At 37.8% G+C, this 14,144-nt stretch carries 3 protein-coding genes; all 3 read left to right on the top strand.

What is annotated here, in order from left to right; all coding sequences use genetic code 11:
* Positions 1–277 precede the first annotated feature (277 nt).
* The 3 genes from H3S74_RS07540 to H3S74_RS07530 all read left to right on the top strand — a co-directional run bounded on the left by H3S74_RS07540 (position 278) and on the right by H3S74_RS07530 (position 14,140).
* Positions 278–1,984, top strand: a complete 1,707-nt coding sequence (locus H3S74_RS07540; RefSeq protein ID WP_198247609.1) for a ShlB/FhaC/HecB family hemolysin secretion/activation protein — start codon at positions 278–280, stop codon at positions 1,982–1,984.
* A 109-nt stretch (positions 1,985–2,093) separates the two neighbouring features.
* Positions 2,094–13,673, top strand: a complete 11,580-nt coding sequence (locus H3S74_RS07535) for a hemagglutinin repeat-containing protein (RefSeq protein ID WP_198247608.1) — start codon at positions 2,094–2,096, stop codon at positions 13,671–13,673.
* Between the two features lie 5 nt (positions 13,674–13,678).
* On the top strand, positions 13,679–14,140 hold the full coding sequence (locus tag H3S74_RS07530) for an SMI1/KNR4 family protein (RefSeq protein ID WP_110446943.1): 462 nt from the start codon (positions 13,679–13,681) through the stop codon (positions 14,138–14,140).
* Positions 14,141–14,144 lie beyond the last annotated feature (4 nt).

Genomic DNA, 14,144 nt, shown 5'->3' with positions numbered 1-14,144 from the left:
AATATAAATATAAAATCAGAGTAATCACTTGATTAATCTAATAAATATATTTAAAAGATTTAAGAAAAATCCCCAAAACATTTATTACTGATGTTTATAAAAAAAAGGAGCGGTTAATCGAATAAGTAATTGAAATAAACAATACGAATGATATTGAATATATCATTAAAAGATATTATAAATTGATATATATCAGTTTTACGCGTGGATCTTCCTGTATTTTGTTGTTAGCATGGTTTTTATGTCTATTTTTATGTGATGTTATGTTGTAATTAATATGATAAATTTATCGATTAAAAAACATTTATTTGCCTGGGGTGCTATTATCATACCCTCGTTTGTTGCGTTAGCTGAACCACCGCCAAAAACGCAACAACTGAGTGATCAGCAACTGATCCGCCAACAAGAGCGTGATAGAGCCCTTCAAGATACATTAACGCCTTCGGCACCTGACATCCATTTATTACCACCAACTCATGAAACAAGTGACATCCATTTTCCAACAGAGTCATTTTGTTTCAATATTCATCAGGTGCAATTATTAGAACGAGATAAATTACCTTGGTTTATTCCTATCAATAAACTGGCTCGTCAAGCCGAGCACCGTTGTTTAGGTGTAGAAGGTGTCAATTTATTGATGACCAAAATACAAGACCGCTTAATTAGCTATGGATATATCACCACTCGCGTGGTGGCGCCTGAGCAAGATTTAACGTCAGGCACATTAAAACTATTATTAGTGGAAGGAAAAGTACGAAAACTCTACTACAGTGATGATAGTGATAAATATGCTCAATTGTATAGCGCAATGCCAGTAAGAGAAAATCAACATCTTAACTTACGTGATATCGAACAAGGTCTGGAAAACCTACAGCGGTTACCGACAGTTTCCAGCCAAATGAAACTGGTACCGGGCGATAAACCAGGGGAAAGTGATGTGGTTATCACGCGAGAGCAAAGCAAAATGTGGCGATTAGGGTTATCGGTTGATGATTCGGGAACAAAAGCGACTGGCCGAGACCAAGCTGGTGCGACTTTATATTTAGACAATCTATTATCCTTAAGCGATGCGTTTTATGTCTCCGGTGGTCATGATATTAATGGTAAAGGAAAATATGGCTCACGTAACTTCCTTTTATCTTATTCTATCCCTTATGGCTATTGGTTACTGAGCGCATCATTATCCGGCAATAAATACCATCAAACGATAGCCGGTCAAAATGAGAATTTTGAGTATAGTGGTCGCAGCCGCAATGCTAATGTACAAATCAGCCGAGTAATTCATCGTAATGAATCACAAAAAACAACCTTAAGTTATGGCATTACCCTTCGTGAATCTCATAACTATATTAATGACACTGAAATAGAGAACGAACAACGTAAAACTACGCATTGGCAATTAGGGTTACAACATCGACATTATATTGACGATATAACTTTAGATGTGGGTGTTAGCTATCAAAAAGGGGTTCGTTGGTTTAATGCCAAAAAAGCCCCCGAAGAAGACAATCCTGAAGATACCAGCAGTGCATTGTCAAATATTTTTCTGGTTAATTTCTCCGCCAATGTGCCATTTAAAGTGAAAGAGCAATCGTTTCGCTATCGTTTAGACTATCAAGGCCAATATACCCGTGGCGATGACTTAACTTCACCAGACCAATTTTCAATTGGTGGCCGTTGGTCTGTACGTGGTTTTGATGGGGAATTAACATTAAAAGCAGACCGTGGATGGTACTTGCGTAATGAACTTTCCTGGCAAGGGCCATTTAATCATGAACCATATTTAGGTATCGATACGGGTGAAGTGTCGGGTGCTAAAAGTGAGTACCTACTAGGTCGACACTTAACCGGTGGCGTGGTTGGTATTCGTGGAAATAATTATGGTTTTTATTATGATTTCTTTGCCGGTAAACCAATCCGCAAACCCAAAGGTTTTAAAACCAACCCATTAACATTGGGCTTTAATGTTAACTGGAACTATTAAAATTATTATTTAGTCATACGAAGCAATAAATACAAACAAAAGCAAGTCCTAACGTTGTACCGTAGTCAATCTAAAACAAGAATAAGCAGTATTAAGTAAGGAATAGATGATGAATAAGAAGTTATATCGAGTTATTTTTAATAAAAAGCGTGGTTTACAAATGGTGGTAGCGGAAATCGCTAAAACATCAGGTGGTAAAGAAAAAACAGCTACGGATGAAAAACTACCGGCACTCAAATCACTTTTTTACACACTTAAACCGATAACCTTATTCGTATCTCTTTCGTTAGGTTTTGTCACCCTCAGTTCACCTGTTTATGGTGCCAGCGATATTGTTGCCGATAAACAAGCCGCGAAACATCAACAACCGCAAGTGATTAATACCGCTAACGGTATTACACAAGTCAATATTCAAACGCCAAACAAAAAAGGGGTTTCTCACAATAAATATCAGCAATTTGATGTTGCACAGCAAGGGGCGATATTAAACAACAGCAGTAAAATCAGTCAAACTCAAATTGCGGGTCATGTACAAGGTAATGAATTTTTAAAAAACAGTGGACCGGCTAAAATCATTTTAAATGAGGTCAATTCTCGTAACCCAAGTCAACTTAATGGTGTACTTGAAGTCGCCGGTCAAAAGGCGCAAGTTATCATTGCCAACCCCTCAGGCATTACCTGTAATGGTTGTGGCTTTATTAATGCCAGTCGCTCAACGCTCACGACCGGTAAACCTATTCTACAAAATGGTGACTTAACCGGTTATCAGGTTGAGCAAGGTAAGATTACGGTCACCGGAAAAGGATTAGATAGTTCAGAGCAAAGCTATACCGATTTAATTTCCCATACAGTATCAGTCAACTCAGCTATTTGGGCAAATGAGCTTAATGTGGTAACAGGGAAAAATAAGGTTAGCCAAGACAGCCAAACCGTTGAGCCTTTAGATGATACTAATTCAAGTGAAAGACCTGAGGTATCTATTGATGTCTCGCAATTTGGCGGGATGTATGCTGGCTCAATACGCATGGTGGGCACCGAAAAAGGGGTCGGTGTACATAATGCAGGTGAATTAGGTGCCAGCATCAACAATATTAGCATTAGTGCCGAGGGTAAAATAACTAACCGCGGAGCGATACAGGCGACAAAAGATATTCAAATCAGTAGCCGAGATAATATTGATAATCAAAAACAAATTTACAGTAAACAAAATATTAAACTCAATAGTGGTAAAACCATTAATAATGATGGAACGTTAATTGCACAAAAAGATATAAAACTTAGTGCCAATAACATCCATAGTCAGCAAAAGAGTGCCATCATTGCGGGTATTGATACACAAGGTAAACTGACGCAATCAGGTAATATTAACGCCGATGCTAATGTCATTGCCTTAAACGGTCAAAATAAAGCCGGTGACAAATTATCATTAAAGGCCAAGCAAGCCATTAATCTTGATGATAGCCAAACGTATGCCAATGAGATAAATCTGATTGGTGACCAACTTTCGATTAAATCAGCACATTTACAAACTGAGCAACAACTCAATTTAAATCATACCGTATCAATTGATACCTCCAACGCCACATTGCAAACCAAAAAAGGGATTGCCGTATCAACCGAGACATTAACCAATAACAATAGCACATTCATTGCTGAAGAAGATGTTGCAGTGAAGGCAAATCATGTGCAAAGTCAAGCTGCTAACATCTTAACGTATGGCAAATTGACCATTGATGCCGATGATATAGATATGCAAAAAGCCGCGTTAAGTGCTAAAGATGCTATCACTGTTTCCGCTGGCAACATCAATGCTGATGAGCTTGAAATTATCACTGAACAGGACCTAAAGATTAAGGCACAAGATTTATCGGCTAACCAAGCGGATTTACAAGCGAAGAAGTCAATTCATATCAATGCCAATAACCTTTATGCGCAATATCTTAAATTACTGACCACTGATGCGCTATCACTAAAGGCGAATCATTTAGTGTTAAATTATTCACAAATCAGTGCGTTAGGTTATCTTGATGTTGCCGCTAAAACACTACAGAATAAACAATCACATTGGATTGCTGACAAGGATATCAATGTTAAAGCCGAGGATATTGACAACCAATCAAGTCAATTAAAAGCAACGGGGTCAATTAATTATCTATTTACGCATTTAAATAACAACGATACCGTCTTAGTCAGTGGTCAAGATTTAATCTTTACTGGTGATAAATTACAAAATATCAACGCAAAATGGCAAAGTGGTCATAACACCACCATCAATATAACAGGTTTATTTGATAATCAATCAAGCCTCATTGTATCAAAAGGTGAATTAGCGATACGGGCGCTAACAATAAATAACAATGATGGCGATTTAATTTCAGGCAAGTCATTAACTATTAATAGCAAACAATTAGCCAGTGAAAATAGCGTATTACAAGCTGAGCAAGCCCTTAAATTAACGGCCAGTGAACAGTTTGATGGCCAATCAGCAACGTTATATTCAGACCAGCAAATTGAAATTAATAGTGATAAAATCGATTTAAATCAGGCCTATGTCGGTTCGAAAGGTGATATTACATTAAAAGGGCAACATCAACAATTAAACGAAAGTGAACTCCTCTCTAATGGCCAAATTGCAATTACTGCTGCCAATATTCATGCGGATGATGCCATTATTAAGTCCGCAAAAGATATAATCATTAATGCATTAGCCTTTGTGGCATTTAATCGAGCACAGCTTGTTACCAATCAACAATTAAAGATTAAAACCGAGCAAGCCGATACTGCAGAATCAAAGATGTATGCAAAATCGGGTATGCATATAGACGTAACAACACTGAATAACCAACATTCAAATTGGTTAAGTGAAAGTACTATCTCACTGTTTGCAAATCAGTTTAATAATCAAAAGTCGATCCTTGAAGCCAAACAAAATATTGATATTGATGCTACACAATTTAATAATCAAGAGACGGTATTATTAACTGATGGTCGTCTGATTATTAATGCAACAGATATTGATAATACCTCAGCGCAGATTCAGACTAAAGACGGCATAACTATTAATGCCAATAATCAATTATTTAATGATAACACCAAACTTATCACTGAAAATGACATTGATATTCATGCTAATGTGATAAGTAATACTCATGCCCAGTTATCCAGTAATCAATCTATCGCTATCAATGCTCAGCATCTTGATAATCAACATAGTGCATTTTTTACTGGTGGTAAAATAAACGTTACAAGTAACATTATTAATAATGAAAAGAGTGAAATTAAAGCGAAGCAAGGCATTGATATCCAAACCGATTCATTAGCCAGTGATGAAGCGGATTATCTCACTGAAGGGGATTTCAATCTTAATAGCCAAGATGCCTCGCTTAATAAAGCAAAAATTGCCAGTAAAGGTAACATGCACATTGTCGGTGAACAAACGTTGTCGATGCAAGAGGCACAGCTAACGTCACTAAAAAATATGCAGCTTAATGCCAACACACTTAATAGCTCAGCATCAGACATTTACAGTTTAGGTAATATTGATATTACCGCACAAACCGTAAAGAATGATAAAGCCTCACTCATCAGTGACCAAGACATCACCATACACGCTGACACGATAGATACAACTGAGAGTGAAATAGGCGCAGAGGGGGATATCAACGTCAGCGCCATAACACTTAACAATAATAAAGCTAAATGGATAGCTAAAAAAGCCATCAGCATTAATGCGCAGCAGTTAGCCAATACAGCTGCTCAATTAGCCAGTCATCAATCACTCAATATCCATGCTAAGCAAATTGACAATCAGCATGCCGTGCTTAGTGCAAAAGAAACTATAGCCATTGATGCTGATGATCTAGATAACAGCCAAGCAAAATTATTTAGTGACCAATCTGTTATCATAGCGGCAAATCACTTAATTAACCGTGAAGGGGTGATTAAAGCAGCGGATGAAATTACGATTAACAGTCAAAACATTGATAATAATCAAGCTATTTTTGTTGCTGAAAAGGATATTCAGATCCATGCCAACACACTGAATAATACCAAAGCAGCACTTCAATCCCAATCACAAATAGTGTTAAAAGCCGATCAGCTAAATAATGAGTCAGCATTACTGCTCGCGGGTGATAAAGGGCTTAATATCACCAGCCAAAACCTGAATAATCAGCAAGCGCAGCTTTATTCTAAAGGGGATTTAACAATCGACACCCAGAGCATGGATAATCAACATGCTAAAATGATTGCTGAAAAAGCCTTGAATATTCATACTGACCAGTTAAACAATCAACATGCCGAATTACAGGCTAAAGGCAATATTACGATTGACGCAACTGAGCAAAATAATCAGCAAGCGACAATATTATCGGAAAACGATATCAAACTAAAAGCCACTGAGAGTTTAGATAATCGTGATGCGCAGTTCACCGCAAATGGGTTGATAGATATTCAATCAACCCATCATATCGACAATTCACAGGCTAACTTACTCTCTAATAAGGGTATAGTTTTAAAATCAGCAAATGTGATAAATCAATCGGCGACATTAAAAACCAATGGACTGATAGATATCAAAGCAAACTCACTTGATAATCAAGCATCTGAATATCAGGCCAATAATATCGTGCTTGAAATTGATGATTTAAACAACCAACAAGCCAAATTAACCGCCAATCAAAATCTGATAATCAATGCCCAAGACTTTGATAACCGTCATGGACACTTACTGGCCAATGATATCTATTTAAAAACTAAAGCATATCGTGGTGATGGCACCATGAAAAGCCAAAATAATTTATCACTGGATTTACAAGACAGTTTTATTAATGAAAGTGAATTGTCTGCAAATGGGCATTTAGCGATTCGCACACAAAAAGATATTGTTAATAAAAATAAAATTACTGCAGGTCAACAAGTTTCCTTAGAAAGCCAGCAGTTAACCAATGAACAACACGCTGAAATTAGTGCTGAGTATCTCTCATTAAAACACCAAAACGTGACCAACCATGGCTTAATTGACGCAACAACGGCGGTGATGCGAACCCATCAATTAGATAATTTAGCCGGTGGCCGAATTTATGCAGATAACTTAGCTATTCATGCCAATATATTAAATAATCTGGCAAACAATAACATGGCTCCGGTCATTGCAGCTCGACAAAATTTCCATTTAGGTGTGGGTACGTTAAATAACTATGCCCATGCCCAATTACTTAGTTTAGGTAATTTTGTGATTGGCGGTGAACTGGATGAAAACTGGAGTGTGACTGGCTCTGCCAAGCAAATTAATAACCACTCAGCCACGATTGAAGCACAGGGTGATTTATATATAGCGACTAATGAACTTAATAATATGAATGATCATATTGTTACTGAAATGCGCCCAACGGATGAGCCACCTGAAACCGAAACCTACTTCCAAACTTCAAACGGGGATGGTCAAGCTAAATATTCACCTAATGAAGTGACATATCGTATCCATAGAAAACGTATGCCCGGTATAGCTTGTCAAAGTGGTGCAAGCCATAAACGATGTTTTTATTGGTGGAATGATATTCCTGAGCATTTACGGCATTCGGGTAGTTTACAACGAATGAGTGTTCCATCAAAAGGGATTAATGGTGTTGCCGACTCATGGGAATTTAATGTCATTAAACATAAATACCGTACCGTTATTTTAGAGACAGATCCAAGTAAAATCAGTGCTGCGGGTAATGTGATTATTCACGGACAAACCATTAATAATCAAGACAGTAAAATAGTTGCGGGTAACACGGTCAATATTAATGCAACCCAACTTAATAATCATGCTCAAGAAGCAGTCTCTAAATATGTGTATTCAGGAAGTATTTATCTACATAAAAGGCATAAGCAGGACAAATATGGCTGTTACTATCAAGGTGAATATAATAAAGCCGATGAAATTTTCGTTGATAATGCATTAAATAAAAATATTGTCGACCATCAAATTGTTGAAAAAACATCATTGACTGAGCAACCACGCAGTGAAGTGAATGTTGAAAACAAACATAACCAAGTTGCGGTGGATAAAACCGTCAATGATACACTGACCCAACAAGCTAAAGTGGTTTCAGCACAAAGTATTGCCATTAATTCAAATCAATCAGATAGAACTCATATCAAAACTGATGCCAACCATCAACCAGGCACCATTACGTCGATTCTGCCAAAACCGACAACAACGATTGAAGAGGATTTACCTCATCAGGAAAATAATCCCCCTGCCGTTGATGAATCGACACTACCTGAAGCCGGCAATGACATAACACCATCGAAAACCATTAGTGTTTATGAGCCGGACTTAACCTTACCAGATAATAGCTTATGGATAGTCAATAAAGAGACTGACAAAAATTATATTGTTGAAACCGATCCGCGTTTTACTAACCGTAAAAAATGGTTAAGTTCTGATTATATGATTAATCGTCTAAGTGGCAACCCAGATTCAGTATTAAAACGGTTAGGAGATGGTTACTATGAACAACAACTTATTCAACAACAAATTGTTGGCTTAACCGGTCACCGTTACTTGCACGGCTATAAATCTGATATGGAACAATATCAGGCATTAATGGATGCGGGTATCAGTTTTGCTAAAGAATTTGGTATTGCAATTGGGGTGGAATTAACCGGCGAACAAATGCGGGCATTAACCAACGATATCGTCTTGTTAGTGAAAAAAAGCATTATGGTAAATGGTCAACCAACTGAGGTACTTGTACCACAAGTCTATATGGTTAACCGACCTCAATTAGGTACTGATGGCGCATTAATTGCGGGTGACAATATTTTTGTTAAAGGTGAACAACTCAATAACACCGGCTTAATTGCCGCCAAACAAGATGCGTTATTACAAGGCCATGATGTCACTAACAAAGGGACCATCTATGGTGACCGAATTCAAATTGAAGCCGAAAATGATATTACCAATTTGGGTCACCTATTTGGTGACAAATTAGTTTATTTATCAGCCGATAACGATATTAATTTATTATCAAGCACGCGTACCCAAACCCGCGATCGAAATCGGCTGACCAATATTGATCAGGCCAGTACGATTTTGGTGAATAATGGCAATATTGTGATTGATGCCGGTCACGATATTAATGCAAAAGCCGGTTATATTGTCAATAATGGCAACGAAGGTAACACTTGGTTACAAGCTGGCCACAACATAGGCTTTACCACCGCAGAGCTGGAAGAAAAATTTGATATTACCAGTAAAAAAGATTATCGCAGAACAAACGAAAAAAGCGTTGTAGGTACACAAATTACAGCGGCTAATAATGTTCAGTTAACTGCTGGTAACGATATAACAGCTAAAACCGTAGACATTGCTACCGGTAACCACCTTGGTTTACAAGCAGGAAATGATATCAGTATAGAAGCTTCAAAAGAGCACTTTGATTTAGATGAATTTCATAAAAGTAAATCTAAAGGCTTTTTGAGTAAAACAAAAAGTAGTTCACATACAGTAATAGATAATAATACTTCTAAAGGAAGTGAACTAAGTGCCAATAGTGTAACAATAAAAGCAGGGCATGATTTAGATATATCGGGCAGCATGGTAATAGGGGCCCAAGATGTCTACCTCAATGCGGGTAATAATGTAAATATTGAAGCGGCAGAAGAAACTTATTACCGCTATGAGAAACAAAAAACAAAAACATCTGGAGTATCAACAAGTTCAAAAGGAATAAGTGTTGGTTCGCAATCAACCAAGGCTACCTCAACCTCTAATGAAGTTAATCAATCTCAAGCAGGCAGTTTAGTCGGTACCTCCGGTGGTAATGTGATTATCTCGGCCAATAAACAAGTAACCATTAGTGGCAGTGACATTATTGCCGGTCGAGCAGAAGGTGATGATAAACGCGCCACCGGTCATATAGACATCAGTGGTGAAGATATTTCGATTATCCCTGGCCATGATATTGTTGATAGAAAACAGACTTTCAAATCAAAATCTTCGGGTGTTGGTATTTCGTTTAGTAATCCAATAACTGAGAGTGTGCAAAATATTCATGATATTTTCAAATCCTCAGGTAATAAGGTTGAAAAAGCGAAACAATTTACCGGTGAACTGGCTGCATTAGCTATGGATATAGGTAACCCAGCCTCATCCCCAATTTCATACCATAAATCGTCAACAAAAAGTGAATCAAGTTTACACGGTGAATATAGTAATGGTAGCACATTAACTGCAGCTGGCAATATACAACTTCATGCCACTAATAGTCAGGAAAGGGATTCACAAGGACAATTAACGCATGGCGATGTTGTCATTAGTGGAAGTGACTTAACCGCCGGTGAAGCCATCATTATTGATGCTAATCGTCACGTCATTATTGAAACTGCTACCGATAAACAATCGGAATACAGTAAAACTAAAAGTAAAAACTGGAGTGCAACGACGGCTGGACCAACGGCGGGCTCATCAGTACGATTTATCAATGGTAGCCCAAATCATGGTGCAAGCATCTTACCATTTGGTAGTGAAAGCTCAGGGAATCGAAGTAATAGTGAAGTCATTGGTCAAAACGCCTCCACACTAACGGCGAATAATATTGCCATCAATAGCCATGAAGGCAACATCGACATTAAAGGTAGCCTATTAAATACTCAAGATGATATCAACTTACGTGCGGAAAAAGGCAATATTGATATTGGTGCTAGTACGAATCAATCACATAGTGAAAGTAAAGGTTACAATAAAGTCGTAGGTGAATTAAATGGCAATGGCTACAGTGGTACAGTTGGCTATCAACACTCCCGTTATAAAGAATTAGAAGATAAAGCAACACAAAGCAATATCCGTAGTGGACTAAACAGTGCTAAAGGCAATATCAATGTTATTGCTGGTGATGACGTCAAACTAGCGGGTGTCGATATTACCGCTGGTAAATCAGTAAACTTAACGGGTAAAAATGTCATTATGGAAACCAGTGAGGACAATATTTACCAAAAAGTAGAGACTCAAAATAAACAATATGGAGTAACAGTCTCGGCCTCTGGTTATGCGGTCACCGCAGCACAGTCAATTGAAAAAGCAGCAAAAGCGATTGAAAATAAGGAAGATAAACGTTTAGCCGCTATTTATATGGCACAAGCCGGTGTAAATGCGGCACAAGCTGATTTAAATATGTCCGATGCACCGGTAGAAGTAAATCAACCAACAGCAAATGCGGAGAGTAATGCTAATGGTGGTGGCTCTTCTTTGATTAAAGTCAACGCAAGCATAACCGCTGATAATTCAAAACAAAAAACAGAGTATAACAGTCATACTCAAGCCGGTACGGTTATTCATGCTGGTCAAAATGTGAATATCAATGCAAAAGAAAATATTGAAGGCAAAGGCGTTGAAATTATAGGTAAAGATGTCAATCTCAATGCGGGTAATGATATCAAATTTGACTCAGCAAACAGCACTGAAAAATTGAAAAGCACGGATTCTGGCAGTCACTATGGTGTTGGTGTCGGCTTTGGATTAGTGGGCGGGCAAAATGGTTTTTCAATTGAGTTAGCCGCCAGTCAATCCAAAGGTAAAGAAAACGGTACCAGTGATATCAATCAAAACAGCACCATCACCGCCAGTAATACACTTAACATCCAGAGTGGTCGAGATGTTATTTTAACGGGCGCGGAGCTGTCTGGTGAGCAAGTCATTGCCGATATAGGTCGTCACTTAACCATCAGTAGTGAACAAGATAAAGAAAAATATGATGCTAAACACACCAGTGTTGGTGCAAGTGCCAGCATCTGTGTACCGCCATTTTGCTATGGTGCAAGTAGTGCGAGTGCTAATTTTGCTCAAGACCGGATGAAGAGTAATTATGAATCGGTTAACGAGCAATCGGGCATATTTGCTGGTAGTGGTGGTTATGATATTACTGTGGGTGAACATACCCAACTAAATGGTGCGGTGATAGCCTCTGAAGCTGACCGGTCAAAAAATCGCTTAGATACCGGCACTATTGGCTTTACTGATATTAAAAACAAAGCCGAATATGATGTCAGTAGCGCCTCGGGCTCTATTGGGGTAAGTAAAGGACCTGGTAGTGGTGGTTTTTCACCGACCAGTGGCCAACCAACCGTTTATGACCATAACGATGAAGCCTCGAATATTACGCACGCGGCAATCAGTGACGGTGAGTTAATCATTCGTGACCAAGATAAGCAAACACAAGATATTAATGAACTTAGTCGTGATACCGAAAATGCCCATAGCAAACTCAAACCTATCTTTAATAAAGAGGATGAACAGACCAAACAAAACATTGTCACTAGCTTACAAGAGTTAGCGTCACAGGTTAAAGAGCTTGAGCGCACTATTCATAAAGATGCCGGTAAAGACTCAAAAGATGGTAAAATGGGCAATGACTTTAGTAAAGGCGTTGACTCAGCTGTGGCAATTATTACCGGCATTATCACTGGCGATATTGCTGGTGGCCTTGCTGGCGCTAGTGCACCATGGTTAGCGGAGCAGATAAAACTGCATACAGGCGATAATGAAGCTGCAAGGTTAATTGCGCATTCCATACTCGGCGCAGTTGTTGCGGAACTACAAGGTAACTCAGGACTTGCCGGTGGAGCTGGTGCTGTGGTCGGAGAAATAGCAGCAGATATCATCCGCAAACAACTGTATGGCAAAGAAGTCAAAGATTTAACCGAAGAGGAAAAAGAAACCATCAGTGCACTATCTCAACTAGCCTCCGGCCTTGCGGTAGCTGCCGGCGGTGGTAATATTGGTGATGCTAGTGCGGCTATTAGTAGCAGTAAAAATGCGGTTGAGAATAATGAAGAGAATCTTGTTTTTGATTTCTTTTTCACAGAATCAAAAATGATAGCTCAATACAATTGCTATACAGATGATGTTTGTAATAATTTAGATGACAATGCACGTGAACACGCTATACTTGAGCAGTCTGCTGAAATTCAGAAAGAAATTGTAGAACCCTATAAAGAGGCCGGTGAACTTTTAGCTAATATAGAAAATACACTCCTTGATTTTACTCCAATAATAGGTGATGCAAAAGCATTTGCTGAAGCTGAAGATGTTATTGATTATACTATTGCATCAGTTGGATTAATACCTGGTGTAGGTGATGCAGTTGTTCAGCTCTTAAAAGAAGCAAAAGCGGCATTAAAAGTAGGCGATACAAAAAAAGCTAGTCAGTTAGTTAAAGAAGCTCAGAATAAACTAAACGCTCTTGACGTAGGCTCAGCAAATAAAGCTAGTAATACTGCTGGAAAGGGGACGAATAGTGCAACACAGGCTGATGCAGCAAAATATTTTGGGCAAGAGCGAAAATATTGGAGCAAAGATCCTATAGAGTTTAATGGTAATAAGGTTTATCAACGTAATGATTTGTTTGATCCGAATTTGATGACAACTTGGACAGATAAAGGGAAAATAATTGAAGGAACAAATTTAGAAAGAATGGCATCTGGTCGAGCACCTATTGGTCATGATGGAAATCCGATTAATTTACACCATATGACACAAAATAAAAATGGAGCTATTGCTGAAGTTACGCAAACATTTCATCAACAAAATAAAACTGTGATTCATGTTAATCCTAATACTATTCCTTCGGGAATTAATAGAGGTGAGTTCAATAAATGGAAAACTCAATATTGGATCGAAAGAGCAAAAACATATAGGTAAAAATTATGAATGAAATAACAAAAAATGTACTAATTGAATTCATCAATAAAAACGAAAATATAGTTAATTTTGGTACTCCGGAAGATGCGGTTGATGAATCATGGATTTTAAAAGCTGAAAAATATTTAGGTTTTCCTTTAACTACTTCTTATAAATGGTTTTTACGTGAATACCGTGGTGGTGAAATATGTGGAGAGGAAATATACAGCATTTACGGATTAGATTTTGAATCGGTTAATGGTGGGGATATTGTTTATCATCATATCATTGATATGAAAAATAACATTATAAAAAACACACAACTTGTTGTTAGCCAAACAGATTTTGGTGATGTGTATTATTTTGATTATACTAAATTTGATAATGGGGAATGTCCAATATACATTATGTTCCCATCTGCTGAATGTAAGTTTTATGCTACTAATTTTTATGAATTTTTATATAAAAGAATTAAAGATTATTTATAAGTTA

Source organism: Gilliamella sp. W8126 (assembly GCF_016102185.1).
In the GTDB taxonomy this organism is placed as follows: domain Bacteria; phylum Pseudomonadota; class Gammaproteobacteria; order Enterobacterales; family Orbaceae; genus Gilliamella; species Gilliamella apis_A.
This window is presented reverse-complemented; position numbering and strand designations above follow the sequence as displayed.